Annotated in this window: 27 protein-coding genes; 14 read left to right on the forward strand and 13 right to left on the reverse strand. The window is 69.6% G+C overall.

Annotated features, from left to right (window positions below):
• Positions 1-82 precede the first annotated feature (82 nt).
• Positions 83-1,573 carry a leucyl aminopeptidase gene (locus ACSHT8_RS32745; RefSeq protein ID WP_436495626.1) on the reverse strand — a complete coding sequence of 497 codons (1,491 nt, stop codon included), beginning with the start codon at positions 1,571-1,573 and terminating at the stop codon, positions 83-85.
• A gap of 184 nt (positions 1,574-1,757) precedes the next feature.
• On the opposite strand from ACSHT8_RS32745, the gene ACSHT8_RS32750 reads away from it, so the two are divergent.
• Positions 1,758-2,936 (forward strand): hypothetical protein, encoded by a 1,179-nt coding sequence (locus ACSHT8_RS32750; RefSeq protein ID WP_436495628.1) that lies wholly within the window; start codon positions 1,758-1,760, stop codon positions 2,934-2,936.
• 62 nt (positions 2,937-2,998) lie between these two features.
• Positions 2,999-4,084 carry a branched-chain amino acid aminotransferase gene (locus tag ACSHT8_RS32755; RefSeq protein WP_436495629.1) on the forward strand — a complete coding sequence of 362 codons (1,086 nt, stop codon included), beginning with the start codon at positions 2,999-3,001 and terminating at the stop codon, positions 4,082-4,084.
• Here the strand turns inward: ACSHT8_RS32755 and cobS are convergent.
• From cobS to cobU, 3 genes are read right to left on the reverse strand one after another with little or no spacing between them, the layout of a single operon-like run.
• Entirely contained in the window at positions 4,077-4,823 is a 747-nt protein-coding gene (cobS, locus tag ACSHT8_RS32760; RefSeq protein ID WP_436495631.1) for an adenosylcobinamide-GDP ribazoletransferase, read from the reverse strand. The genes ACSHT8_RS32755 and cobS overlap by 8 nt on opposite strands.
• A 2-nt stretch (positions 4,824-4,825) precedes the next feature.
• Positions 4,826-5,872, reverse strand: coding sequence for a nicotinate-nucleotide--dimethylbenzimidazole phosphoribosyltransferase (gene cobT, locus ACSHT8_RS32765; protein WP_436495633.1), 1,047 nt, complete (start codon positions 5,870-5,872; stop codon positions 4,826-4,828).
• Between the two features lie 20 nt (positions 5,873-5,892).
• On the reverse strand, positions 5,893-6,414 hold the full coding sequence (cobU, locus tag ACSHT8_RS32770; RefSeq protein WP_436495635.1) for a bifunctional adenosylcobinamide kinase/adenosylcobinamide-phosphate guanylyltransferase: 522 nt from the start codon (positions 6,412-6,414) through the stop codon (positions 5,893-5,895).
• A 25-nt stretch (positions 6,415-6,439) separates the two neighbouring features.
• Here cobU and ACSHT8_RS32775 point away from each other — a divergent pair, with 25 nt between their 5' ends.
• A complete protein-coding gene (locus ACSHT8_RS32775; RefSeq protein WP_436495637.1) occupies positions 6,440-6,640 on the forward strand; it encodes a hypothetical protein in 201 nt (66 codons plus the stop codon).
• On the opposite strand, the gene ACSHT8_RS32780 is transcribed toward ACSHT8_RS32775, so the two are convergent.
• Positions 6,637-7,623 carry an aldo/keto reductase family protein gene (locus ACSHT8_RS32780; RefSeq protein ID WP_436495639.1) on the reverse strand — a complete coding sequence of 329 codons (987 nt, stop codon included), beginning with the start codon at positions 7,621-7,623 and terminating at the stop codon, positions 6,637-6,639. The two genes, ACSHT8_RS32775 and ACSHT8_RS32780, sit on opposite strands and share 4 nt — an antisense overlap.
• A 111-nt stretch (positions 7,624-7,734) precedes the next feature.
• On the opposite strand from ACSHT8_RS32780, the gene ACSHT8_RS32785 reads away from it, so the two are divergent.
• Complete coding sequence (locus tag ACSHT8_RS32785; protein WP_436495641.1) at positions 7,735-8,958, forward strand: DUF222 domain-containing protein; 1,224 nt, start codon at positions 7,735-7,737, stop codon at positions 8,956-8,958.
• Positions 8,959-9,079: 121 nt separating this feature from the next.
• Here the strand turns inward: ACSHT8_RS32785 and ACSHT8_RS32790 are convergent, their stop codons facing one another.
• Positions 9,080-9,919: a helix-turn-helix domain-containing protein gene (locus ACSHT8_RS32790; protein ID WP_436495643.1), complete on the reverse strand. Its 840-nt coding sequence runs from the start codon at positions 9,917-9,919 to the stop codon at positions 9,080-9,082.
• 74 nt (positions 9,920-9,993) lie between these two features.
• Complete coding sequence (locus ACSHT8_RS32795) at positions 9,994-10,644, reverse strand: DUF3043 domain-containing protein (RefSeq protein WP_436495645.1); 651 nt, start codon at positions 10,642-10,644, stop codon at positions 9,994-9,996.
• A gap of 45 nt (positions 10,645-10,689) precedes the next feature.
• On the opposite strand from ACSHT8_RS32795, the gene ACSHT8_RS32800 reads away from it, so the two are divergent.
• Together ACSHT8_RS32800 and ACSHT8_RS32805 are read left to right on the forward strand one after the other, a co-directional pair.
• The gene (locus ACSHT8_RS32800) at positions 10,690-11,802 is read left to right on the forward strand and encodes a glycerate kinase family protein (protein ID WP_436495647.1); all 1,113 of its coding nucleotides are present in this window, start codon (positions 10,690-10,692) and stop codon (positions 11,800-11,802) included.
• Positions 11,803-11,921: 119 nt separating this feature from the next.
• Positions 11,922-12,290: a HesB/IscA family protein gene (locus ACSHT8_RS32805; RefSeq protein WP_436495649.1), complete on the forward strand. Its 369-nt coding sequence runs from the start codon at positions 11,922-11,924 to the stop codon at positions 12,288-12,290.
• Positions 12,291-12,339: 49 nt separating this feature from the next.
• Here ACSHT8_RS32805 and ACSHT8_RS32810 read toward each other — a convergent pair whose 3' ends face one another.
• Entirely contained in the window at positions 12,340-12,507 is a 168-nt protein-coding gene (locus tag ACSHT8_RS32810) for a hypothetical protein (protein ID WP_436495651.1), read from the reverse strand.
• A gap of 193 nt (positions 12,508-12,700) precedes the next feature.
• Here ACSHT8_RS32810 and ACSHT8_RS32815 point away from each other — a divergent pair, with 193 nt between their 5' ends.
• Positions 12,701-13,636 (forward strand): carbohydrate kinase family protein, encoded by a 936-nt coding sequence (locus ACSHT8_RS32815; protein WP_436502239.1) that lies wholly within the window; start codon positions 12,701-12,703, stop codon positions 13,634-13,636.
• A gap of 123 nt (positions 13,637-13,759) precedes the next feature.
• Positions 13,760-15,121, forward strand: a complete 1,362-nt coding sequence (locus ACSHT8_RS32820) for an FAD-binding oxidoreductase (RefSeq protein ID WP_436495652.1) — start codon at positions 13,760-13,762, stop codon at positions 15,119-15,121.
• A gap of 3 nt (positions 15,122-15,124) precedes the next feature.
• Here ACSHT8_RS32820 and map read toward each other — a convergent pair whose 3' ends face one another.
• Entirely contained in the window at positions 15,125-15,889 is a 765-nt protein-coding gene (gene map / locus ACSHT8_RS32825; RefSeq protein WP_436495654.1) for a type I methionyl aminopeptidase, read from the reverse strand.
• 32 nt (positions 15,890-15,921) lie between these two features.
• Here map and ACSHT8_RS32830 point away from each other — a divergent pair, with 32 nt between their 5' ends.
• The gene (locus ACSHT8_RS32830) at positions 15,922-16,179 is read left to right on the forward strand and encodes a helix-turn-helix domain-containing protein (RefSeq protein ID WP_436495656.1); all 258 of its coding nucleotides are present in this window, start codon (positions 15,922-15,924) and stop codon (positions 16,177-16,179) included.
• A 4-nt stretch (positions 16,180-16,183) separates the two neighbouring features.
• On the opposite strand, the gene asnB is transcribed toward ACSHT8_RS32830, so the two are convergent.
• A complete protein-coding gene (asnB, locus tag ACSHT8_RS32835) occupies positions 16,184-18,112 on the reverse strand; it encodes an asparagine synthase (glutamine-hydrolyzing) (RefSeq protein WP_436495658.1) in 1,929 nt (642 codons plus the stop codon).
• A 306-nt stretch (positions 18,113-18,418) separates the two neighbouring features.
• Here asnB and ctaC point away from each other — a divergent pair, with 306 nt between their 5' ends.
• From ctaC to ACSHT8_RS32855, 4 genes are all read left to right on the forward strand, one after another.
• Positions 18,419-19,348: an aa3-type cytochrome oxidase subunit II gene (ctaC, locus tag ACSHT8_RS32840; RefSeq protein ID WP_436502240.1), complete on the forward strand. Its 930-nt coding sequence runs from the start codon at positions 18,419-18,421 to the stop codon at positions 19,346-19,348.
• A gap of 55 nt (positions 19,349-19,403) precedes the next feature.
• Positions 19,404-19,805: a cytochrome c oxidase subunit 4 gene (locus ACSHT8_RS32845; RefSeq protein ID WP_436495660.1), complete on the forward strand. Its 402-nt coding sequence runs from the start codon at positions 19,404-19,406 to the stop codon at positions 19,803-19,805.
• A 223-nt stretch (positions 19,806-20,028) separates the two neighbouring features.
• Positions 20,029-21,201 (forward strand): pyridoxal phosphate-dependent aminotransferase, encoded by a 1,173-nt coding sequence (locus tag ACSHT8_RS32850; RefSeq protein WP_436495662.1) that lies wholly within the window; start codon positions 20,029-20,031, stop codon positions 21,199-21,201.
• Positions 21,194-22,162 carry a 2-hydroxyacid dehydrogenase gene (locus tag ACSHT8_RS32855; RefSeq protein ID WP_436495664.1) on the forward strand — a complete coding sequence of 323 codons (969 nt, stop codon included), beginning with the start codon at positions 21,194-21,196 and terminating at the stop codon, positions 22,160-22,162. The genes ACSHT8_RS32850 and ACSHT8_RS32855 overlap by 8 nt, the downstream gene beginning before the upstream one ends.
• A 59-nt stretch (positions 22,163-22,221) precedes the next feature.
• Here ACSHT8_RS32855 and ACSHT8_RS32860 read toward each other — a convergent pair whose 3' ends face one another.
• The 3 genes from ACSHT8_RS32860 to ACSHT8_RS32870 form a co-directional block, all read right to left on the reverse strand.
• Positions 22,222-22,785 carry a DUF4253 domain-containing protein gene (locus tag ACSHT8_RS32860; protein ID WP_436495666.1) on the reverse strand — a complete coding sequence of 188 codons (564 nt, stop codon included), beginning with the start codon at positions 22,783-22,785 and terminating at the stop codon, positions 22,222-22,224.
• Positions 22,786-23,043: 258 nt separating this feature from the next.
• A complete protein-coding gene (gene trpD / locus ACSHT8_RS32865; RefSeq protein ID WP_436495668.1) occupies positions 23,044-24,084 on the reverse strand; it encodes an anthranilate phosphoribosyltransferase in 1,041 nt (346 codons plus the stop codon).
• Between the two features lie 2 nt (positions 24,085-24,086).
• The gene (locus ACSHT8_RS32870; RefSeq protein ID WP_436495670.1) at positions 24,087-24,497 is read right to left on the reverse strand and encodes a hypothetical protein; all 411 of its coding nucleotides are present in this window, start codon (positions 24,495-24,497) and stop codon (positions 24,087-24,089) included.
• 223 nt (positions 24,498-24,720) lie between these two features.
• On the opposite strand from ACSHT8_RS32870, the gene ctaE reads away from it, so the two are divergent.
• Positions 24,721-25,350, forward strand: a complete 630-nt coding sequence (ctaE, locus tag ACSHT8_RS32875) for an aa3-type cytochrome oxidase subunit III (protein WP_436495672.1) — start codon at positions 24,721-24,723, stop codon at positions 25,348-25,350.
• The last annotated feature ends 15 nt before the right edge of the window (positions 25,351-25,365 follow it).

Consider the following 25,365-nt stretch of genomic DNA (forward strand, 5'->3'; position numbering starts at 1 on the left):
CGAGACGGCGGTCCGCACGGTGACCGCGATACCGGCCGTTCGCCGAGATGGCGACCAGGCCAAGAAATTTCGGGGAGGCGGGCTAGCCGTTCAGCGCGATGTCCGCCAGGACGGCGGCCAGGGTGCGCACCGGCAGGCCGGTGCCGCCGCGGCTGGTGTAGCCCCACGGCTCGCCGGTGTTGAACGCCGGGCCCGCGCAGTCGATGTGCGCCCACGGCGTGCCGTCGGCGACGAACTCGCTCAGGAAGATCCCCGCCGCGAGCATCCCGCCCCAGCGGTGGCCGGTGACGTTGGCCAGGTCGGCGATGCGCGAGTCGAGGTCGCCGCGCAGCTCCTCGGGCAGCGGCATGGCCCAGCCGCCCTCACCGGTCTCCTGCGCGACCTTGGTGACGCGGTCGCGGAACTCGTCGGAGCCCATGATCCCCGAGGTGCGGTTGCCGAGGGCGACGAGCTGCGCGCCGGTCAGCGTCGAGGTCTCGATCAGGTAGTCCGGGTTGTCCTCACACGCGCGCACGATGGCGTCGGCCAGGATCAGCCTGCCCTCGGCGTCGGTGTTGAGGATCTCGACGGTCTTGCCGCCGTACATGGTCAGCACGTCGCCGGGGCGGTAGGCCGCGCCGGACGGCATGTTCTCCGCCATCGGCACCCACGCGGTGACCTCCAGCGGGTACTTGAGCTTGGCGGCGAGCAGGACCGTGGCGATCACGGCGGCGGCGCCGCTCATGTCGGAGGTCATCTGCTCCATGTTCGCCGACGGCTTGATCGAGATGCCGCCGGTGTCGAAGGTGATGCCCTTGCCGACCAGGGCGACCTTCTTCTTCGCCTTGGGGCCCTTGTAGGTCAGGTGGACAAGGCGCGGCAGACGGGTGGAGCCGCCGCCGACGCCGAGGATGCCGCCGAAGCCGCTCTTGCGCAGCGCCTTGTCGTCGAGGATCTCGACCTCGACGCCGGTGCCCTTGGCCAGCTCCGCGGCCTTCTCGGCGAAGGAGGCTGGGTAGAGGTCGTTGGGCGGGGTGTTGACGAAGTCGCGGGCCGTGGCGACGGCCTCGGCGATCGCGGTGGCCGCCTTGACGGTGGCGCGGTGGTCCTTGGCCGCGCCCTCGGCGGGGCCCGCGAGGTCGATCTTGGCCAGTTCGGCGGCCTTCGGCTCCGACTTGTAGCCGGTGAAGCGGTAAGCGCCGAGCAATGAGCCCTCGACCGCGGCCTGCAGGTCGACGCTGGACAGGGTCGTCGCGGCACGCTTGGTCTCGCCGAGCGCGCGGGCGGCGGCACCGGAGGCGCGGCGGACCTGCTCCGCGGTGGGGGTGCCGTCGACCTTGCCCAGGCCCGCGGCCACGACGAGCGCGGCGGACAGCTTGCCCAGGGTCGGGACCTTGACGATCTCGCCTGCCTTGCCGGTGGCGCCCAGGGTGCCGAGCAGCTCGGCCAGCTTGCCGTCGAACGCCGCGTCCACCGCGTCGCCGCCGGGGGCGAGTGCGACGCCGGAGCCGTTCTGCACGGTGCCGATCACGATGGCGTCGACGGCGGCCTCGGTCACCGGCGTGGTGGCCAGAGCCAGCTTGGGGGCGGTCACAGGTGTGCTCCTCGATCGGTCGGGGGGAGACCCGGCAGCGGTCCTCGTGGGAGGCGGGGCCTGCCTGATCAGACGGTACGGCCTGCCAGGTGGTGACGTATGCTAACGACTTTCCTTCCGGTTTCGGCCAGCAGGTTGATGGAGATTCAACAACCCTTCTGACGCATCTGTGTCAGTGACAGTGATGGGACATCACGTGGCGCGGGGTTCTGGGGCGGCCTTCGTCGGCGTCGCCGCCATGCTCGGAGCGGGTGCGTTCGGCCCGGTTTCCCCCGCCGTCGCGGACGCGGGCTGGTGGGCCTTGGCCGGTCTGGCGTTGATCGCCGTCGTCTCCGCGTTGACCGCCGTCTCCCAAGCGGACATGACCGCCCAATCCGGTGCGCAGGGCACGTTTCGCCACGTCAGGGACCGACTCGGGGTGATCCCCGGTCGGCTGGCGGGCGTGCTCGACCTCGCCGGTCGGGTGGTCGGTGTCGCGGCGGTCGCGGGGATGGCGGGGGCCTACTTCGAGTCGGCAGGGCCGATCATCGCGATGACCTTGGTGGTGGCCGCCTGCGCGGCGCGCGCGGTCGGCTCCCGGATGCCGGGACGGCTATGGCCGATTCTCGCGAGTATGGCAATCGTCACAGTGGCTCTGGTGGTGCTCGTCGGGCTGGCGATCGCGCCGGAGACGCTCGTGACAACCACCGATCCGGGTGTCGCCGGATCGGATGACGCGACCGGGGTGCTGTCCGCGGCGGGGCTGCTGTTCCTCGGGTTCGGCGTGGTCCGGCACCGGTCGCCGCGGTGGCGGGTGCCGGTGCTGTGGGTGGGCGTCGCCGCGGCCGTGATGGCCGTGGTCGCGTTCGTCGCGCTGCGCCAGGTCGGCGGACCGCGGCTGGCGCTGTCGTCGGCTCCGTTGGGCGACACGCTGACGGCCGCCGACGGCGCGAGCCTCATCCCGTTGCTCGTCCTCGGCGTCGTCGCGGGCGCGTTGCTCGCGCTGCACGAGTTGGTCGACGGCGCGGTCGAGACCCTCGGCGAGATGGTGGAAGCCGGAGAGCTGCCCATGGTGCCGACGCGGTTCCGGCCGGTCGTGGTCGGCGGCGCGGGGGCCGCGCTGGCGCTGCTGCTGACGCCGGTCGCCGCGCTGGGGCTCGCGAGCACCCTGTTGCTCGGGTCGTGGGCGTTGCTGAACTCGGCGGCGCGCACGCTGTGCCGGGCGGAGCGCTCGGTGTGGCTGCGGACCGGGTGCTGCGGGCTCGCCCTGTCGGTCATCGTCGGGGTGAACATCTCGGTCGCCGCGCTGGTGGGGACACTCGCTGTGTTGCTGGTGGGCACCCTTTTGTGCACCGTGCGTGCACGATCGGTTGAGTCCGTGTAGTCGCACGCCCAAAGGTCGGGATACCGATTTTCCGAACGGCGCGGGGGAGATACCGTTTCCCCATGACGCCTATGTTGCCGTTCACACGGACACTCAACCCCCAGCCGGCGACCCCGGACAGGGTTGCGGAGGTACTGGCGAAGCCAGGCTTCGGGCAGCACTTCACCGACCACATGGTGACGATCCGCCACAACCGCGAGCTCGGGTGGCACGACGCCCGGACTGAGCCCTACGGCTCGATCACGCTGGACCCCTCCGCGATGGTGCTGCACTACGGGCAGGCCATCTTCGAAGGACTGAAGGCATACCGCCAGCCGGACGGCTCGATCGCCTCCTTCCGGCCCGAGGCGAACGCCGCCCGCTTCCGCGCCTCCGCGCGTCGCATCGCGATGCCGGAACTGCCCGACGAGCTGTTCATGCAGTCCCTGCGCGAGATCATCGCCGTCGACGAGCGGTGGGTCCCCGAGCAGGACGAGGAATCGCTCTACATCCGGCCGTTCATGATCTCCACCGAGGCCGGGCTCGGTGTGCGGCCCGCCGGTGAGTACCTGTACGTGCTGATCGCCTCGCCCGCCGGGTCCTACTTCGCGGGCGGGATCAAGCCGGTCACCGTGTGGCTGTCCACCGAGTACGTGCGCGCGGCGCCCGGCGGCACCGGCGCGGCCAAGTTCGCAGGCAACTACGCGGCCTCGCTGGTCGCGCAGGCGCAGGCCGCGGAGCAGGGCTGCGACCAGGTCGTGTGGCTCGACGCGGTCGAGCGGCGCTGGGTCGAGGAGATGGGCGGGATGAACCTGTTCTTCGTCTTCGGCGACCGCGTCGTCACCCCGGAGCTGTCCGGCGCGCTGCTGCCCGGCATCACCCGCGACTCGCTGTTGCAGCTGGCCTCCGACCAGGGCTTCACGATCGAGGAGCGGCGGATCTCCACCGAGGAGTGGGAGAAGAAGGCCGAGTCCGGCGAGTTGACCGAGGTCTTCGCCTGCGGCACCGCCGCGGTGATCACGCCGGTCGGGCACGTGAAGCACGCCGACGGGTCGTTCTCCATCTCCGGTGGCGAGACCGGTCCGGTCACCACGAAGCTGCGTTCGACGCTGACCGCGCTGCAGCGCGGCGCCGCCGACCCGCACGGCTGGATGACCAGGCTCAGCTAGTCCACTGAGGACTCAGGGTGGCGGCGACCAGGACGATGGTCGTCGCCACTTCTGACGCCGCGCCAAGGGTGTCGCCGGTGAGGCCGCCGAATCGCTTTGTCGTGTGTTTGATCAGCACGCCGATGACGACGGCCGCGAGCGCGATGGATGCCGGTCCCAGCCAAGGCTTTCCCGGCACGGCGAAGATCGCGGCCGCGGCCGATGTGATGGTCCAGCCTGCGGGGATCCACCATGGCTGGGTGCCCGCGACCAACGCGCCCAGACCTTCCGGCCGTGCGGCGGGAATCCCGGTCCGGCAGGCGGCCGAGAACGCGGCCCGTCCTGCCGTGATCGCCAGCACGACCGCGCCCCAGCGGTCCGGGGTGAGCGTGGCGAAAGCCGTTGCCTGGGCGCCGATCACGATGATCAGCGCGACCACGGCGAACGGGCCCGCGCCGCCGTCCTTCATCACGGCCAGCGCGCGTTCCGGCGGGCCGTAACAGCCCAGACCGTCGGCGGTGTCCGCCAAGCCATCCAGGTGCATTCCCCGGGTCGCCAAGGCCAGGAACGCCACGGCGAGGAGGCCGCCGAGCAGCGGCGGGAGCCCGGCTTTGTGCAGCGCGTAGAGCAGTCCGGCCGTGGTGAGACCGAGGAGAAGGCCGACCACCGGCGCCACCGCGATCGCGGTGCGGGCGGCGCGGCGGTCGACCTTGTCGGTGTGGAACGGCAGGACCGTCAGCCAGGACAGCGCCAGGCGCACGGCTATTCCGGCTTCTCGGTGACCCCGGCGTCGGCGAACGTGGCCATCTCGGCGAGGACACGGGTGGCCATGGCGACCAGCGGGAGCGCGGCGGCGGCACCGGAGCCCTCACCGAGGCGCAGGTCGAGTTCGATGACCGGCTTCAGGTCCAGGTGGTCGAGGACCAGCGTGTGAGCCGGTTCGACCGAGCGGTGACCCGCGATCCACCACTGCGACGCGCCGGGGGCGAGTTCCTCTGCGGCCAGGGCTGCGGCGCCCGCGATGACGCCGTCGAGGATGACCGGCGTGCGGCGGACCGCGGCCTGGGCGAGGAACGCGGCCATGGCGGCGATGTCGGCGCCGGTCGTGGTGCGCAGCAGGGCGACGGTGTCGGCGCTGACGCGGCGGGCGCGGCGGAGCGCGTCGCGGATGGCGACGGCCTTGCGCATCCACGCCTGGTCATCGATGCCGGTGCCCCGGCCGACGACGGCGACCGGCTCGGCGCCGGTCAGCGCGGCGATCAGCACAGAAGCCGGGGTGGTGTTGCCGATGCCCATGTCGCCGGCGATCAGCAGGTCGGCGCCGCCGTCGATCTCCTCGTCGGCGATGGCCTTGCCCGCCTCGATGGCCGCGACGACCTCTTCCGCGGTGAGCGCGTCCTCGCGGTCGATCGAGCCGCTGGAGCGGCGGACCTTGTGCGCGGTGACCTGGTCGGGCAGCCCCTCGCCGTCGGAGTCGACCGACATGTCGACCACGCGGACCGAGGCGCCCGCGGTCGCGGCGATCACGTTGATCGCGGCGCCGCCGGTGAGGAAGTTGGCCACCATCTGCGCGGTGACCTCGCTCGGGTAGGCCGAGACGCCGTGCTTGGCGATGCCGTGGTCGCCCGCGAAGATCACCACGCGCGGGCGGGCGAACGGCTTGGGCGGGCACGTGCCCTGGCAGGCCGCGACCCAGACGCCGATCTCCTCCAGCCTGCCGAGCGCCCCCAACGGCTTGGTCAACTGCTCGTGGCGGGCCACGGCCTCACGGCGTGCGGACTCGCTGGGCGCTTCGACGGACGGGAACACCGCGCGCTACCTCCTGGGGTCTATTTCAGCCGCAGCGGCAGGCCCGCGACCAGGAGCAGCACCTCGGTGCAGACCTCGGCCAGGGACGCGTTGACCGCTCCGAGCTCGTCGCGGAAGAGCCTGCCAGAGCGGGTCGCCGGGATGACACCCAGGCCGACCTCCGCCGACACGATCACCAGCCGGGCGGTGCTGTTGGCCACCGCTTGGACGAGCCGGTCGCGCTGCGCGGTCAGGTCGACGCGGTTCTCCCAGCCGTTGAGGTCATCGATGACCCCGGTGAGCCAAGTCGCGATGTCATCGACGAGCAGGGTTTCTTCCGCGGGAGCGGCTGCTATGGCCGCGACGAGCGAGTCGGTGTCGGGGGTCTCGACGGTCCGCCACGACGCCGGCCGCCGTTCGACGTGCTGGGCGATGCGGGCGTCCCAGTCGGTGTCGCCGGGGATGCGGCGCGCGGTGGCGAGGTAGGTGGCCTCGGTGACGAGCCCTTCGGCGTGGGCGGATTTCCCGGAGCGCGCCCCGCCGAGCACCAGCGTCCTGTTCACGGCCGGGGACGTTACCTTTGGCGGCGTGAGCTTCCACTGGCGGTACGAGAACGCCTCGGGCGACGTGGTCGAGGGTCCTGCGGTGACTTTCGAGGACCAGACCGAGGCGGAGGAGTGGTTCAGCACCACCTGGCCCGACCTGCTCGCGCAGGGGGTGGACCAGGTGGTGCTGCTGGAGGGTGCCGACGAGGTCTACGGACCGATGAGCCTGCACCCGCCCGCTTAAGGCGTCTGCGTCAGGCGGGGGTCGCGCTCGATCACGCCGTCGAGCACCTCGTCGATCTTGGCGAGCAGGTCGGCGTCGAGCTTGACCCCGGCGGCCTTGACGTTCTCGGTGACCTGCTCCGGCCGCGAGGCCCCGATGATCGCCGAGGCGACGTTCGGGTTCTGCAGCACCCACGCCACGGCGAGCTGAGCCATGGTCAGGTCGGCTTCCTTGGCCAGCGGCTCCAGGTTCTGCACGGCGGCGAGCACGTCGTCCCGCAGCCAGCGGGCGATCATGGTCGAGCCGCGCTCGTCCGTCGCGCGCGAGCCCGCGGGGACCTCGGCGCCCGGCTTGTACTTGCCGGTGAGCACGCCTTGGGCGATGGGGGACCAGACGATCTGTGAGATGCCCTCCCGCTCGCAGGCCGGGACGACCTGGTCCTCGATGACCCGCCACAGCATGGAGTACTGGGGCTGGCTGGAGATCAGGGGAACGTTCAGCTCGCGGGCGAGCGCGGCGCCGCGGGTGATCTGCTCGGCGTTCCACTCGGAGACGCCGAGGTAGAGCACCTTGCCCTGCCGCACCAGGTCGGCGAAGGCGAGCATGGTCTCCTCGAGCGGGACGGTCCGGTCGAAGCGGTGGGCCTGGTAGAGGTCGACGTAGTCGGTGCCGAGACGCTTCAGGGAGGCGTTGGCCGACTCGATGATGTGCTTGCGGCTCAGGCCCTTGTCGTTGGGACCGCCGGGGCCGGTGGGCCAGAAGACCTTGGTGAAGATCTCCAGGCTCTCCCGGCGCTCGCCCGCCAGGGCACGGCCGAGGACGGACTCGGCCTTGGTGTTGGCGTAGACGTCGGCGGTGTCGAAGGTGGTGATCCCGGCTTCGAGGGCGGCCCGGACACAGGCGTGGGCGGCGTCCTCTTCGACCTGGGAGCCGTGGGTGAGCCAGTTGCCGTAGGAGATCTCACTGACATTGAGGCCACTGCGGCCTAGGCGACGAAACTGCATATGGCCAGCCTAGTTGCGGCAGCCAGCACGTTTCCGGGCTCGGTTCACTCGATCGGGTAGACCTGTGTTTGGCCAGCTCAAAGGCATGATCTACGCGCGTAAGCTGAACATATGTGCGACACCGCTGTGGTTGGATCGGACCTCGACATCGCTGGGCTCAGCGACGTCGAGGTGCTCGATCTGTTGCGGCGGGTCGAGCGGCAGCGGGCAGCGTTGGACGCGGTGGCGGTGCGGGCCTTGGCGAGGATGTCCGAGTTGCGGCCTGATCGGGACGCGGGCGGGCAGCGGTTCGCAGGGGCTGAGGTCGGCGCGGCCCTGACATGGACCCCGGCGCAGGCCGCCGCTCGGGTCGCGGTCGCGGCGCGCCTGGTCACGCGCTTCCCCGACACTGTGTGTGCGCTGGAGGCCGGGCTGATCGACCTGCCCAAGGCGAGTTTCCTGTCGGACGTGACGTCCACATTGGACGATGAGAACGCCGCGGTGGTGGAGCAGTGGATCCTTGCCCGCGCCGAGCACAAGACCATCGAGCGGTGGCGGCAGGCGCTGCGGGCCAAGAAGGACCGGGTGGACCCCGAGGGTGCCGATCGTCGCCGTGAACAGCGCCGCGCGCAGCGCAGGGTCGATTTCCAGGCCGCCGACGACGGGATGGCTCACCTCGACGTCTACGACACCGGGGAACGGCTGCGCGCGGTCTACCTGGTGGTGGATCGGATGGCGCGGACCGCTCGCGCTCAGGGATCAAGCGAGACGTTGGGCGCGCTGCGCGCGGACGCCTTGTTCGACTTGGTCTTCGGTGTCGGGTCCCAGCGGGAGATCACCGTCGAGTTGCAGGTGGCGGTGCCCTACACGGTGCTGTTGGGCGCCCACGTCGGCGGCGTGCTGGACGGGTACGGGTCGGTGCCCAACATCGCGATCAAGGAGCTGATCACCGACTACGGGGCGTCATGGCGGCGGGTCGTCACCGACCCGGTCGGCAAGGTGCTGGAAGTCAGTCAGCGTCGCCATCCCGGTGCCGACCTGGCCCGCCACATCCGGCTGCGGGACCGCACATGCAGGTTCCCCGGTTGTCATAGACCGGCGTTGTCGTGCGAACTCGACCACACGGTCGAACACAGTCGAGGTGGTGCCACTGGCCATGGCAACCTGTCCTGCCTCTGCCCGATGCACCACAAGATCAAAGACCAGCCTGGGTGGTCACTGCGTCAACCTGAACCGGGGCGGATCGTGTGGACCACGCCCACCGGCAGGAGACATGTCGTCGCTCAGGATCCGTTCATCGACTTTGACGAGGAGAGGGGGTCACCAGGTGGCGCCATGACGACTCGGGGAAGGTGAGGGCGCCGCCGTCGGGGTTCTTGGAGTCCCGCACACACACCTCGGCCTGGAGGCGACCTCACCGCACTCCTCGCGCTCGGGGCTGCTGAAGCTCGACTTCCGCCACTGTGCCTGCACGCGCTCAGCTCCGTTCGTAGTCAGCCACCATCCTCATCAGGAAGTTCACCGAGTCGGCCTGGCCCAACGCGATCCGCTCCAGGTCCGCCGTTCGAGTCCGGAACTTCGGGGTCGCCTGCGGGCCGTCGAGGAAGCCGGTCGCTTCTCCTTCGACGTAGATGACCGGCGGGGCATCACGGAACTCCATCAGCGCGTACATGCCGTGGTTGATGTATCCACCGTGCCGAAACGGAATGACTCGGATGGTGATGTTCGGCTGCTGTGCTCGGCCGATCAGCCAGTTGAGCTGTTGGACCATGACCTCGGCGCCGCCGAACGGCCTGCGCAAGGCCGCTTCGTCGATCAGGGCGACATAGTGCGGCGGCACGATCTTGTTCAGGATGCTTTGCCGCCTGAGTCGCGCCTCGATGCGCTCCTCATGCCCAGGAATGGTGCTCAGCGTCATCGCCGATCGGAGATAGGCAGGCGTCTGCATCAGCCCGGGCACCATGAACGGTGCGAAGTGAACGATCAGGCTCGCTTCGGACTCGAACCCGCACAGCGCAGGCAGCAGGCGTGGAATCCGCTGGTCGTTTGCGGCTTCCAGCCACGTCGGGTCGTGGACCTTCGCTGCCATGTCGAGCAGTCGGTCTCGTTCCGCGCCGATCACGCCGTACACCGCTAGCAGTGTGGCCACGTTCAACACCGACGGTGCCCGTAGCCCGTTCTCATTCCGGCTCAGGGTGGCCAGCGACAAGCCGGTTGCGGCTTTCACCTGCCTGCCGGTCTTGCCCGCCCGCTTACGGGCGTCCACCAACTCTTTCCCCAACGCGCGCATGCGGGCGGGCTGTCGATCTCTGATCATGGGTCACATTGGCACCCATGCGCTCACAATGCGCAACATTCACGTTCGGGTGAGTGTTGCCGGGGTGGGAACAGCTAGACCTTGTCGCCCGGGGAAACTCGGGGCTTCGGGGCCCTCAGCTTGCGGACCTGGGAAGCGCGGACAAACGCATACCACCCGATCGAAGCACCGCGGATGTTCTCCTTCGGGAACTTCGCGCGCGCCAGCTTCGTGAACCGGCGCCCGTTGATCACGCCCTCGATGACCATCAGGATCAGCAGCATCAGCGACGCCAGGGTCGCGTACTGCTGGACCACGAAGTTCTGCACGAACATCGACAGCACCACCAGCAGCGCCAGCGGCATGAACAGGCCCAGCAGGTTGCGCTTCGAGTCGACCAGGTCGCGCACGTACGCCTTGACCGGGCCGCGGTCGCGCGGCATCAGGTACTTCTCGTCGCCGCTGAGCATGCGCTGGCGGGTTTCCATCCGCCGTTCCTTGTTCTTCGCGGCGGCGGCCTTGCGCTCTTCCTTCGACCCCCGGGCGCGGCGCATGGCCTCGCGGGTGGTCTTCGGCGGCGGGGCGACGGGACCGCGCTTGCGGCCCTCCGCCTCACGGCGCTTCGGGGTCGGCCTGCCCTTGCCGGGGGTGTGGCCCTTGGGGACGTCCTCGCCCACGGCGACGGCGGACTCCTCGTCGACCTGGGAGTCGGTGCTGTCGGCTGAGTTACGGCGAAGGAACCTCACAGCGACAAGGGTAGAACAGCGGCGGTGATCGCTACGCTGCGGCTCATGCGAGTCGTCATCGCGCCGGACTGTTTCGGCGGCACCCTGACCGCGGTCGAGGCCGCCGAGGCCATCGCGACCGGGTGGCGGCGGGCCGCACCGGATGACGAACTGGTCCTGCGGCCGCTGGCCGACGGTGGTCCCGGCTTCGTCGATGTGATCCACACGGCCATGGGCGGTGTCCTCCACCGTGCCACCGTCACGGGCCCGCTTGGCACGCCGGTCGAGGCGACCTGGCTGATGCAAGGGGGAGTGGCCTACATCGAATCCGCCGACGCGTGCGGGCTGCACCTCGTCCCCGCCGAGCGGCGGCCGCAGGTGTGCGAGCACGTCACGACGCGGGGCGTGGGGGAGCTCATCGCCGCCGCCCGGGACAAAGGGGCGCACGAGATCATCGTCGGGCTCGGCGGCAGTGCGACCACCGACGGCGGCTCCGGCGCGCTGACCGCCCTCGGCGTCTCCGGGATCGATGACATGGGCTCGCCACTGCTGCCCGGCGCCCTCGGCGACTGCGTGCGAGTCGACGGGGTGGCGAAACTCGGCCGGGCCACCCTGATCGCCGCGTCCGACGTGGAGAACCCGCTCACCGGGCCGCACGGGGCCGCGGTGACGTTCGGACCGCAGAAGGGGGCCGACGCGGCCGCGGTCGAGCGGCTCGACCGTGCCCTGGGGACTTGGGCCGACGCGGTGGCCACCTGGGCAGGACGTGATGTGCGTGACGTTCCGGGCGCGGGGGCGGCGGGCGGTCTGGGTTTCGCGCTGCTCGCGCTCGGCGGCGAGGTCAAGTCCGGGGCCGACATCGTCAGCGGCGCGACGAACCTCAGCGCGTCGATCGGCTGGGCCGAGCTGGTGATCACCGGGGAGGGCAGCTTCGACTGGCAGTCGCTGCGCGGCAAGCTCGTGACCAGCGTCGCGGGCATCGCCGCGGCCAGGGGAGTGCCGTGTCTGGCGCTCGCGGGGCAGGTCGCCGTCGGGGGCAGGCAGGCCGCGGCGGCGGGGGTCGAGGCGGCGTACTCGGTGGTCGACCACGTGGGCTCCGTGGAGGCATCGATGGCCGACCCGGCGGGCACGCTGGCCGACCTGGCCGAGCACGTGGCGGGGCAGTGGGCCAAAGGGTGACCGCCGTCACGGAGAAATTCCCTGGACCTGGGCTGTGACACCATGGAAGGCGGAACATTCCGGGACGTACCCTTGTTGGACGGGGCGTACCGCCCGAGTAGGACTGCCTAGGGAGAACGATGACGACCGCTCAGGAGAACACCGCCGAAGCGGCCACCACCACCCACGGTGTGGTGCTGTCGGACGCCGCCGCCGAGAAGGCGAAGGCCCTGCTCGAGCAGGAAGGCCGCGACGACATGCACCTGCGCATCGCGGTCCAGCCCGGTGGCTGCGCGGGCCTGCGCTACCAGCTCTTCTTCGACGAGCGTGAGCTCGACGGTGACCTGTACGCCGAGTTCGGCGGCGTCAAGGTGGCCGTCGACCGCATGAGCGCGCCGTACGTCCAGGGTGCGGTCATCGACTTCGTCGACACCATCGAGAAGCAGGGCTTCACGATCGACAACCCGAACGCCGGCGGCAGCTGCGCGTGTGGGGACTCGTTCCACTAAGACATGGCCAAGGGCCACGATCCGCTGGATCGTGGCCCTTTGTCTTGCGTCAGATATACGCGTCGAGGTCGGCCATCTGGGCCGCGGTCGCGTCGTCGACCGACCAGTCGGGGTAGCGCGGGCCGGGGACGGCCGACGGCTGCGTGAGCGGTGAAGACGGCAGGTCGGCGCAGTCGGCGATCAGCTCGTCCATGGTGTCCGGATCTGGTGTGCCCATGCCCCGACGTTAGGCAACCTGACGGAACCTGGACACCGCTACCAAACGGTAGTGTTCAACGGTGACCAAAAGCCACCCGACCGGGTGGTCTTGCCAAGATCGCGCCACCGATGTCGACACGCGTCGACCAGCCCAGACAGGGAGGGGCCTCGTGCCCGTTGCCGTCACCGGAAGCATCGCGACCGATCACCTCATGCACTTCCCCGGCAAGTTCGCCGAGCAGATCGTCGCCGACCAGCTCCACCGGATCTCACTGAGCTTCCTCGTCGACGACCTCGTCGTCCGGCGCGGCGGCATCGGCGCGAACATCGCCTTCGGCATGGGTGTCCTCGGGTGCTCGCCGATCCTGGTCGGGGCCGTCGGCGACGACTTCGCCGACTACCGCTCGTGGCTGGAGCGCCACGGCGTCGACACCTCGGGTGTGCACGTGTCGGAGTCCGCGCACACCGCGCGGTTCGTCTGCACCACCGACGACGACATGAACCAGATCGCCTCGTTCTACGCCGGCGCGATGGCCGAGGCCCGCAATATCGAGCTGCTGCCGGTTGCCGAGCGCGCAGGCGGCCTCGACCTGGTCCTGATCAGCCCGGACGACCCGCACGGCATGCAGCGTCACGCCCAGGAGTGCCGCGACCGCGGCTACACCTTCGGCGTCGACCCGTCGCAGCAGACCGCGTGGATGAACGGCGAGCAGCTGCGCACCTTCATCGACGGCGCGAACTACCTGTTCACCAACGACTACGAGTGGGAACTGCTGCGGCAGAAGACCGGCTGGTCCGAGGCCGACATCATGTCCCGCGTCGGCATGCGCATCACCACGCTGGGCGAGAAGGGCGTGGAGATCGTCGGCGCCGACGGCACCGTGCTGCACGTCGGCGCGGTCCCGGAGACCGCGAAGGCCGACCCGACCGGCGTCGGCGACGGCTTCCGCGCGGGCTTCCTCACCGGCCTCACCAAGGGCCTCAGCCTGGAGCGCTCGGCCCAGCTCGGCTCTTTCATCGCGGTGCTGGTGCTGGAGACGGTCGGCCCGCAGGAGTGGACGTTCGACAAGGCCGAGGCCATCACCCGCATCGGCGGGGCCTTCGGGCCGGACGCCGCCGCCGAGATCGGCGCCGTGCTCCCCGGCTGAGTCTGATCGGTCACCGCTGGTCAGAAGTTCTTACGCGAATCTGACACATGCCTTTCGGCCCCTTCCGCTAGGCCGTTTGTCCCCGACCCTTGGGTTGGGGACAAACGGCTGGGAGGTCGGAAGATGGGCAACTGGGATCAGCTTCGCGACAGGCTCGACGGCAGTCTGGTGACCCGTGACGACGAGGGCTTCGAGGAAGCCCGCGCGGTGTTCAACAGCGCCATCCTGACAAGTCCGCTCGCCATCGCGCGGTGCGCCTCGGTCGAGGACGTGCGGCGGTCGCTGCGCTACGCCAGGGACGCAGGTCTGCCGTTGGCGGTGCGGTCGGGCGGACACAGCGTCGCGGGCGCGTCGCTCGTGGCGGACGGCCTGGTCATCGACATGCGGGGGCTCAACTCGGTCACGGTCGACCCAGCCGCGCGGACGGCCACTGTCGGCGGCGGCGCGATCTGGGCGGAGTTCGACCGGGCCTGCCAGCCACACGCCCTGGCCGCGACGGGCGGACGGGTGTCCACGACCGGCGTCGGCGGGCTCACCCTCGGCGGCGGCTCCGGCTGGTTCGAACGGAAGATGGGCCTGGCCTGCGACAACCTGCTCTCGGTCGACCTGGTGACGGCGGCGGGGGAGCTCGTGACCGCCAGCGACACCGAGAACCCGGACCTGTTCTGGGCCCTGCACGGCGGCGGCGGCAACTTCGGCGTCGCGACGTCCTTCACTTTCCGGCTGCACCCGCTGGCGGCATGCTCGATCGCGCTGCTGCTGTGGCCGTCGGAGCATGGGCCCGCGATCGCGCGGCGGTGGCGCGACCTGATGCTCGACGCCCCGGACGAGGTCGGCGGCGGTCTGGCCTACCTGACCGGTCCGCCGGAGGACTTCGTGGGCGAGCTGATGGGCAAGCGGTGCGCGGGCGCGATCATGACGCGCATGGGGACCGCGGAGGAGCTGCGTACGGCCATCGCGCCGCTGCTGGCGCTGTCGCCGCAGGTGGAGCTGGTCATGGACATCCCGTACGCCGACATGCAGTGCATGATCGACGACCCACCCGGGATGCGGAACTACTGGTCGGCCGAGTACCTGGCCGACCTGCCGGACGCCGCGCTCGACGTGTTCTGCGCGGCGGGGGAGGACATGATGTCGCCGTCACCGTCGCAGCTGCTGCTCCTGCCGTGGGGCTCGGCTGTCGTGCGCAACGCGGGGATGTCGGCCATGGCGAACCGGGACGCGCCTTGGGTGGTGCACCCGTTCGGGCTGTGGGAGGACGCCGCTGACGACGAGCGGGGGCGGGTCTGGGCGCGCGAAGCGTGCGCTGGTCTGCGCGAATGGTCGACCGGCGCGACCTATCTGAACTTCATCGGTGACGAGGGCGCGGACCGGGTGGTGGCCGGGTTCGGGGCGCACTACCCGAAGTTGGCCGCGATCAAGGCGCTGTACGACCCGGACAACGTGTTCAACCTCTGGCACAACGTCCAGCCCGCCATGGCCTGAGCGTTAGGCGGTGAGGATCAGCGGGCCGTCCTCGGTGACCGCCACCGAGTGTTCGACGTGGGCCGCACGGCTGCCGTCGACGGTGTGCAGGGCCCAGCCGTCGGGGCCGACGCTGTAGGCGTCGTCGCCACCCGCGTGGAACATCGGCTCGATCGCCAGGACCAGTCCCGGTCGCAGGGGCATCCCGCGGCCTGGCCTGCCGTCGTTCGGGACGCTCGGGGCCTCGTGCATGGCGCGGCCGATGCCGTGGCCGCCGAAGTCGGCCGGGATTCCGTAGCCCGCGGCGCGGCCGATGGAGCCCACGGCGTGGGCGATGTCGCCCAGCTTGTTGCCGGGCACCAGCTGCTCGATCGCGGCGGCGAGGGCGGCTTCGGCGGTCTCGATCAGCACCACATCCGCCGGGTCGGCGTGGCCGACGGTGAACGACACCGCCGCGTCGCCGTGCCAGCCGTCGATGTTGGCGCCGAAGTCGATGCTGACCAGGTCGCCGTCCTGGAGCTTGGACTTGTCCGGGATGCCGTGGACGATCAGATCGTTGACCGAGGCGCAGATCACCGCGGGGAACGGCGTCGGGGCGAACCTCGGCCGGTAGTTCAGGAACGACGACTTCGCCCCGCGCGAAGCCAGCACTGACCGCGCGACCTCGTCGAGTTCCAGCAGCCGCACCCCGACATCCGCCGCTTCCCTGACCGCGGCCAGCGCCGCCGCCACGACCTCGCCCGCCGCGCGCATCGCGTCCAGTTCGCCCGGTGTCTTCAGCTCGACCATGCGGATAACTATACCGGTATTACTATGACGGCATGGTCCGGCCACCGCTCAGCGAAGACGAGAAGCTCCGAGGCGAACTGCTCGGCGAGGCCCTGCGCGCCGCCCGCGGTGAACGCAGCATGGTCGAGGTGGCCGCGGCGGCGGGCATCTCGGTGGAGACGCTGCGCAAGATCGAACGCGGCCGCGTCCCCACGCCCGCGTTCTTCACCGTCGCCGCCATAGCCGGTGCGATCGGGGTCCCACTGGAGGACCTGATCCGGCGGTCGCGACCGCACCGGCTGACGGCGTAAGGCGCTAGATCTTGACCGGGTAGTGCGGCTCCGGGATGACCGGGACGATCCGGCGCTCGATGAAGATGCCGTGCCAGATCATGAACACCAGCAGCGCCCAGATGCGGCGGCTGTGGTCGAGCGTCCCGGCCTTGTGCTCTTCCAGCAGCCGCATGACCGCGTTCTTGTCGACCAGCGCGTCGGTCTGCGAGGCCATCACGATGTCGCGGGCCCACTCGTACATCTCGTCGCGCAGCCACAGGCGGATCGGCACCGGGAAGCCCAGCTTGCGCCGGTTCAGCACGTGCGCGGGAACCACCTTGCGCAGCGCCTGGCGCAGCGCGAACTTCGTGGTCTCCTTGGTGATCTTCTGGTCCAGCGGCACCTCGGCGGCGACCTTGAAGACCTCCGGGTCCAGGAACGGCACCCGCAGCTCCAGCGAGTTCGCCATGGTCATCTTGTCGGCCTTGACCAGGATGTCGCCGCGCAGCCACGTGTAGAGGTCGACGTGCTGCATCCGGGTGACCGGGTCCCACGCCCGCGAGTCGCGGTACGGGCCTGCGGTGATGTCTGCGTGACCGACGCCGGTGTCGAACGTCCGCAGCACTTTCCTCAGTTGGTCGTCGCGGAAGATGCGCGCGTTGCCGTAGTAGCGCTCCTCCAGCGACAGCGCGCCGCGGCGCAGCAGGTCCTTGCCCCGGGTGCCCTCGGGGATCTTGGTCGACACCTTGCCCAGGATCCGGCGCAGCGAACCCGGGACGCGCTCGAACGGCGCCAGCGAAAGCGGCTCGCGGTAGATCGTGTAGCCGCCGAACAGCTCGTCGGCGCCCTCACCCGACAGCACGACCTTGACGTGCTTGCGGGCCTCGCGGGCGATGAACCACAGCGGGACCAGCGCCGGGTCGGCCACCGGGTCGTCGAGGTACCAGACGATGAGCGGCAGCGCGTCCATCATCTCCTGCGGCGACACCGTCCGGACCACGTGCTTGACTCCGATCGCGGCCGCCGACTCGGCGGCGACGTCGATCTCGGAGTAGCCCTGGCGCTCGAACCCGGTGGTGAACGTGATCAGGTCCGGGTTGTGCTCGCGGGCCAGCGCGGCGATCGCGGTCGAGTCGATGCCGCCGGACAGGAACGAGCCGACCGTCACGTCCGCGCGCATGTGCATGCGGACCGAGTCGCTCATCACATCGGCGATCCGGTTGTAGAGCTTCTCGGCGTCGGCCGGGCCGTGCACCGGGGTCGGGTGGAACCGCGGCGTCCAATAGCGCTTGATCACCGGCTCCTCGCCGGGGACCAGGGTGAACGACGAGCCTGACTCGATCCGGTGAACCGTGGTGTGCAGCGTCGCGGGCTCCGGCACGTACTGCAGCGTCAGGTAGTGCTGCAGGGCGCGGCGGTCGAGGTCCTGGCCGACGCCGAGCAGGTTCGTCAGCTCCAGGATCGACTTCTTCTCGCTGGAGAACGCCACGCCGCCCGGGCCGTGGGCGTAGAACAGCGGCTTGATGCCGAACGGGTCGCGCGCGCCGAACAGCGTCTGCTGCTCGTTGTCCCAGATCAGGAACGCGAACATGCCGCGCAACCGGGTGACGGCTTCCTCACCCAGGTAGTGGTAGGCCGCGACGATCGTCTCGGAGTCGCCGTCGGTGGTGAACCGGGCGCCGAAGCGCTCGGTCAACTCCGCGCGCAGCTCCAGGTAGTTGTAGATCTCGCCGTTGAACAGCAGCGTGTAGCGCTGGGGCGTCTCCGGCGGGCCCCAGGGCAGGGGCTGGTGGGAGTGCTCGATGTCGATCATCGACAGCCGGTTGAACCCGAAGACGGCCTCACCGCCGGTCCAAGTACCGCTCTCGTCGGGTCCGCGGTGCCGCTGGCAGCGCATCGCCGCCCCGACGGCGGGCCGTGCCGCCACGGCATCCATCTCGGACGGACAAATCAGACCAAGCAGACCGCACACGCTTCTCGCGCACCTCTCGTGTCGAGCCGGAGTAATCGCGGGGGAGTGGCCAGTATGCCCGGGTGCGTCCCCACCGATTAGGACGGGACAGGGCGCGGCGCGTTGCCCGACGAATGTGACCGACCCCGCTGTCACCCTCCGGGGGTGTGGCCTGGGTCGCTGGGCTAGGCTCCGCATTGCTTCTGATGAAGCGGAGTTCCCCCATGTCCAACGAGGGAACCCGGCGCAGTCAGGGGCGCGTGTGAGAGATCGCCTTGGAGGAGGAGTCGAGCAGTGGGCACACCCATGGCCGAGCGCCGGAACCGCATGTCGGTGGCCCGGCTGGTCAAGGTCGCAGGGCTCGCCGTGGTGGTCGCACTCGCCGCCACCGGCTGCTCCACCGAGGAGGTGCTGCGGTTCGGCTGGCCCGAGGGTGTCACCCCGCAGGCGCACCGCATGCGCGACTTCTGGACCTGGTCGGTCATCGCCTCACTCGCCGTCGGCGTGCTGACGTGGGCCCTGATGCTGTGGCCGGTCATCGCCCACCGCAAGAAGGGCGACCGCCTGCCGCGGCAGTTCCAGTACAACCACATCCTGGAGCTCGTCTACACGGCGATCCCGGTGGTCATCGTGGTCGTGCTGTTCTACTTCACCGCCACGACGCAGAACTACGTCCAGCAGGAGACCGACAAGCCGGACGTCACCGTGGACGTGGTGGCCTTCCAGTGGAACTGGGAGTTCGACTACAAGTCCTACGTCAACACCAAGGGCGCGCTCGACGTGCCCGCGGCGCCCGGGGACACCACGGTCCGCACCGTCGGCAGCTCGTCGGAGATCCCGCTGCTGGTCCTGCCGACCAACCGCAAGATCCACTACAACCTGCGGGCGACCGACGTCATCCACTCGTTCTTCATCCCGGAGTTCCTGTTCAAGCGGGACGTCTTCCCGCACCCGGACAAGAACAACCAGGACTCGACGTTCCAGAACGAGATCGACCGGACCGGCTCGTTCGTCGGCCGCTGCGCCGAGCTGTGCGGCACGTACCACTCCGGCATGAACTTCGAGGTCCGGGCCATCACCCCGGAGCTGTTCGACCAGTACATGGCGCTGCGCACCAAGGTGAACCCGGCCACCGGCAAGGGCTACACCGCGGCTGAGGCGCTGACCCAGATGAACTGTGGCGAGCTGTGCACGCCGCACTCGGTGACCACGCAGCCGTTCAACACCGACCGCACCGCCCGCAAGGCGTCCGGCTGAGGCCGGGCGAGCGGACTACGGGAACCAACGGTCGACAGGTGAATGTGAGGACAGCATGAAGGTCGAAGCCAGGCTCTTCGACGTCACGACCATCTTCTTCTTTCTCTCCGCCGTCGTGTACGGCGTGTGGGCCAAGGAGCCGGTGGGCACGGTCGGGCTGATCCTGACCGGCGGTCTGTCGCTGATCATCGGGTCGTACTTCCACTTCGTCGCGCGTCGGCTCAGCCAGCGCCCGGAGGACAACCCGGACGCCGAGGTCAGCGACGGCGCGGGCGAGCTGGGCTTCTTCAGCCCGGGCAGCTACTGGCCGGTGGCCATGGCCGCCTCGGCCGGTATCGCGGGCCTCGCGCTGGCGTTCTGGCAGATCTGGCTGCTGGTCATCGCCGCCGTGCTGATCCTGCTGACCATCGGTGGGCTGGTCTTCGAGTACCACACCCGGCCCGACGCCACGGATTAACACCGCATACCTAGTCAATGGACGCCGCCGAGTCACCCGACTCGGCGGCGTTTATTCATTGTCTTTGCGCTGGTCGGGGCAAAGCGATTGGGCCGACCCCAGTCAACCCGTCAATCGAACCGGATGGTCGACTCGCGCCCACCCCTATTCCTGGCACGATCGCGCCTGACCTGTCCTTGTCCACCGGGTGATCCCCGGGGGACGGCCAGCAGAAGGAGCGTTCGTGAAACTTGCCTCCCGAATGGGGCGCCTCGGCACGGAATCGGCTTTCGAGGTGCTCGCGAAGGCCAAGGCACTGGAGAAGACCGGCCGTTCGGTGATCCACCTGGAGATCGGCGAGCCGGACTTCGACACCCCCGCCCACATCGCGGCGGCGGCGCAGGAAGCCCTGGCCAAGGGGCACACCCACTATGTGCCCGCGCCCGGCGTACCGGAGCTGCGCACGGCGGTGGCCGACTTCCTCGAACGCAAGAACCGCCTGGTCACGACCCCCGACCGGGTCATCGTCACCCCCGGCGCCAAGCCGATCATGTTCTTCGCGATCATGGCGCTGTGCGAGGAGGGCGACGAGGTCATCTACCCCGACCCCGGCTTCCCGATGTACGAGTCGATCACCAGGTTCGCCGGGGCCACGCCGGTGCCGATCCCGCTGCGTGAGTCGAACAACTTCACCATCGACCCCGACGAACTCGCGTCGCTGGTCACCGACCGGACCAAGCTGCTGATCCTCAACTCGCCGCACAACCCCTGCGGCAGCTCGCTCAGCCAGGAGCAGATCGAGGCCATCGCCAAGATCGCCATCGAGCGGGACCTGACGGTGCTGAGTGACGAGGTCTACTGGGCCCTGCAGTACGACGGCGCCCACCGCAGCGTGCTGAGCGTGCCAGGGATGGCGGAGCGGACGATCCTGCTGGACGGCTGGTCGAAGACGTTCGCGATGACCGGGTGGCGGCTGGGCTTCGGGGTGTTCCCGCAGTGGCTGGTCGAGCCGGTGAACCGGCTGGTGATCAACTCGGTGTCCTGCACGTCGGCGTTCAGCCAGTACGCGGCCATCGCGGCGCTGGACGGCCCGTGGGACGAGGTGGACCGGATGAAGGCGGAGTTCGAGTCACGCGCGTCGCTGATCGTCGACGGCCTGAACGCGATCCCCGGCGTGTCCTGCGTGCGGCCGGGTGGGGCGTTCTACGCCTTCCCAAACGTCTCCGAGCTGGGCCTTTCGTCCGGGGAGCTGTCGGACCGGCTGCTGAACGAGGCGGGCGTGGCCGCCCTGCCCGGGACCGCGTTCGGTGACTACGGTGAGGGCTACCTGCGCTTCTCCTACGCCAACTCCCCGGCGAACATCCGCGCCGCGCTGGCCGCGTTCGCCGAGCTCGCCGGAAAGGTCGCCCATGGCTGAGGTCCTCGTCACCCGCCGCCTCGTCGACGACGCGATGGCCGCGTTGGACTGCGAGTACGACCTGTGGGAAGGCCCACCCACGGCCATCCCCCGCGGCGAGTTCCTCCGCCGGGCCAAGGGCAAGGACGGCCTGCTGACCCTGCTGACGGAGAAGGTCGACGCGGAGTTGTTGGACGCGGCCGGGCCGCAGCTGCGGGTCGTGGCGAACTACGCGGTGGGTGTGGACAACATCGACATCCCCGAGTGCACGCGTCGCGGGATCTTGGTGGCGAACACTCCCGACGTGCTGACGGAGGCCACGGCGGACATCGCGTGGGCACTGATCTTGTCCTGCGTGCGGCGGATCGGGGAGGGCGACCGGCTGCTGCGGTCCCGGACGGAGTGGATCTGGGATCCGCGGATGCTGCTGGGCCAGGAGCTGTACGGGCGGACCATCGGGATCGTGGGGTGTGGTCGGATCGGGCAGGCCACGGCGCGGCGGGCGGTCGGGTTCGGGATGCGGGTGATCTATCACAACTCGCGGCCGCTGCCTGATGAGATCGCCGGGCCGCTGGGGGCGGAGCTGCGGACGTTCGACGAGCTGGTGGCGGAGTCTGATGTGATCTCCATCCACTGCCCGCTGACGCCTGCCACCCGTCACCTGTTCAACGCTTCGGTGTTCGCACGGATGAAGCCGTCGGCGGTGTTGGTGAACACGTCGCGGGGGCCGGTGGTGGATGAGAAGGCCCTGGCTGAGGCTGTTCGGGCCGGGGAGATCTTCGGGGCCGGGCTGGACGTGTTCGAGCGGGAGCCCGCGGTTGAGGAGGCCCTGCTGGACCTGGACGGCGTCACGATCGTGCCCCACCTGGGCAGCGCCACAATCCAGACCCGCACTGCGATGGGCCTGCTGGCGGTCGAAAACCTCCAGGCCGGCCTACGCGGCGAACGCCCCCGAGCGTTGTTGAACCCCGAGGCGCTTTAGCTGTGTGACATGGTCGGGGTGGGACTACACCCGCCCCGACCAGCAAGCGCGGCGAGAGCTCAGTCCCACCAGAATTCCCACGCGTTGCTGTCGATCAGTGTTTCGGCGTATGAGGCGAGGGTGCTGGGCGCTTGACTCTGCCAGACATTGTCCGGGCAGAACGCGAAGTGTTCCGCTGCGACTAGAAGTGCCTCGTCCCGTGTGGACGGCGGCGCGGCGACGCTCAGGAAGAGCGTGTCGAAACCGACTCCGACCACCCGCACACCGAAGCGGTCCTCCCAGCCGCGCAGCACGGCTGAGATCTCCGCGGTGTCACCCGTGTAGTTCAGCGGACCTTCCCAGCCCGCCACGGTCAGCGCGTCGGCACCACGACCAGCGATCACCAACCCCAGACGTGTCGTTCCGGGCGTCGCCACCAGTTTGTCCGCGAACTCGTCGGACAGCAGATCTGGGTCGGTTCGCGCAGGCAGAGATGGCGCCAAACCAGGCCACTGCCGACCGAAGGGCGCCGTGATGGCGAGTCGCTCGTCAGGGGTAAGGAAGTCGTTCTCGTCGACGGCCGTACGGTTGTCCCACCACTTCGACAGGAGCCTTGGCGCGTCGTGGCCGTCGGGCGAGGACATCCTGTCCGGGCGTACCTCGCCGGTACCCCAGGGGCGGAACTCTTCGTCATCGGCGAGTGCGCTGAATATCAGCGGCCACAGTCCCGACCGGGCGTGGTCGGCGCGGAGTCGTGCCCACGTGCCTGTGGTAGCCGGTTGGTCGCTCAGCCAGAACGCTGGTCCGGGACCGTCCCCCTCGTCGGAGATGACCGCGCGGCCGGGCGGCAACGAAACTGATGAGTCAAACATCAGCACCAGCCTTGAGATGTGTGGACTGAACTAGTTCGCCAGTTCGGTAGACCGGGTGGCCCAGCGGTCCAGCAGCGTCGACGCGGCGCCGGAGTCCAGGGCGTTGGCGGCTTGGCCGAGGGCGGCTTCCAGGTCGGCGTGGATGTCGTCGCTCAGGCCGCGGAAGGCGGCGATGGCGCCTGCGGCGTTCAGGACAACTGCCTCGCGCACGGGGCCGGTCTTGCCCGCCACCAGATCCCGCACGACCTGGGCGTTGTGATCCTTCTCGCCACCACGCAGGTCGGCGGGGGTGGCAGGAGAGATGCCCAGGCGGGATGGGTCGATCTGGTCGACGCGAACCGTTCCGCCGCGCACGACCCAGGCCGAAGTGGTTGTCGTCGTGGTGATCTCGTCCAGGTTGTCGTCGCCGCGGACCACCAGGACGCTCGACCCTCGGGAGGCCAGGACCTCCGCCACGATCGGGGCCATGCGGGCGTTCGCGACGCCCACCAGGCCCGCGCTCGGCTGGGCCGGGTTCGTCAGCGGGCCCAGCACGTTGAACGCCGTCGGCACGCCCAGTTCGCGGCGGGTCGGGCCCGCGTGGCGCAGGGCCGGGTGGAACGCCGGCGCGAAGCAGAACCCGATCCCCACCTCCCGCACGCAGGTCGCCACCGCGTCGGGGGACAGTTCGATCGCCACGCCCAGGGCCTCCAGCACGTCGGCCGTGCCGCACTGGGAGGACGCCGAGCGGTTTCCGTGCTTGACCACCGGCACCCCGGCCGCCGCGGCGACAAGGGCGCTCATGGTGGAGATGTTGACCGTGTTCGCCTGGTCGCCGCCCGTGCCGACCACATCCACCGCGTGGCCGTCGATGTGGACGCGCTTGGCGTGGGCGAGCATTCCGGCGGCCATGCCCGCGATCTCCGAAGGCGTCTCGCCCTTCGCGCGCAGGGCGATGACGAAGCCCGCGATCTGCGACGGGGTGGCGCTGCCGGACATGACCTGGTCCATCGCCCAGGTGGTGTCGTCGGCGGCCAGGTCCGTTCCGGCGATGAGCTGGTTGAGCAGGCTCGGCCAGGTCCTCTCCGCCATGGTCAGCCGCGCACGACGGGCAGGGCCTTCGACCGGAGCACGTCGGCGACGGTCTCGGCCGCGGTCAGCGGGTCGAGCGGGTGCACCACGACGGCGTCGGCCTGCGACCAGGTGGCCAGCCAGCGGTCGTCCTTGCGGCGGACGGCCACGACGATGGGCGGGCAGTCGGCGATCTCGTTCTTCAGCTGGCGGCACAGGCCGATGCCGCCGGTGGGCTGGGCCTCGCCGTCGAGGATCGCGAGATCGATCTCACCGCCGTCCATCTCCATCAGGACCTCGGCGACCGTCCCGACCTCGATGTACCGCACGTGGCCGATATCCGCCGCCGGGCGGCGGCCCACCGATGTGATGATGGTCTCCCGCACCTCGGCGCGGTGGCTGAACACCAGGATCTTCAGTGGCTGCGTGCTCATGCGGGGGTCCTTCGTTAGGCCAGGGTCGGGCGCGCTGATGTTATCGGGCTCACTCAGGGGTCGAGAAAGGCGTCCTCCCGGCCCATCCGAGCTGGAATTTATCCGGTCGGGAGGCATTCGTGCCCCCGAATTCATCGGCCGACCAGCGGTCGACCCCTGTGACGCGGATGACTCGCGACCCGCCGTGGACCCGATCGGGCAGCGCGGCTAACCGCACGACATAATGCTGCGCGTGACAACAGCAGCGCCCTCCATTGGTCAGCGTGTCCACTCGCTGAACCGGCCGAACATGGTCAGCGTCGGCACCATCGTGTGGTTGTCCAGCGAGCTCATGTTCTTCGCTGGGCTGTTCGCCATGTTCTTCACCGTCAAGGCGCAGAACGCGACCGGCCACTGGCCCCCTCCGCTGGAGGCGGGCGGCGAGCCGATCCACCTGAACCTGCCGTTCGCGCTGCCGTTCACGATCATCCTCGTGGCCTCGTCGTTCACCTGCCAGCTCGGCGTGTTCGCCGCCGAGAAGGGCGACGTGTTCGGCCTGCGCCGCTGGTACATCCTGACGCTGGTCATGGGCGCGATCTTCCTGTTCGGCCAGGCATACGAGTACGTGCAGCTGGTGAACGAGGGCGTGACCATCCCGTCCGGCGGCTTCGGCACCGTGTTCTACCTGACCACCGGTTTCCACGGCCTGCACGTGCTGGGCGGTCTCGTCGCCTTCGTCTACCTGCTCATCCGCACCAGGCTGAGCAAGTTCACCCCGGCCCAGGCCACATCGGCGATCGTCGTGTCCTACTACTGGCACTTCGTCGACATCGTGTGGATCGGCCTGTTCGCGGTCATCTACCTGGTGCCGTGATGCTCGCCCACCACC

The organism is Actinokineospora sp. HUAS TT18 (assembly GCF_051364635.1).
Classification (GTDB): Bacteria; Actinomycetota; Actinomycetes; order Mycobacteriales; family Pseudonocardiaceae; genus Actinokineospora.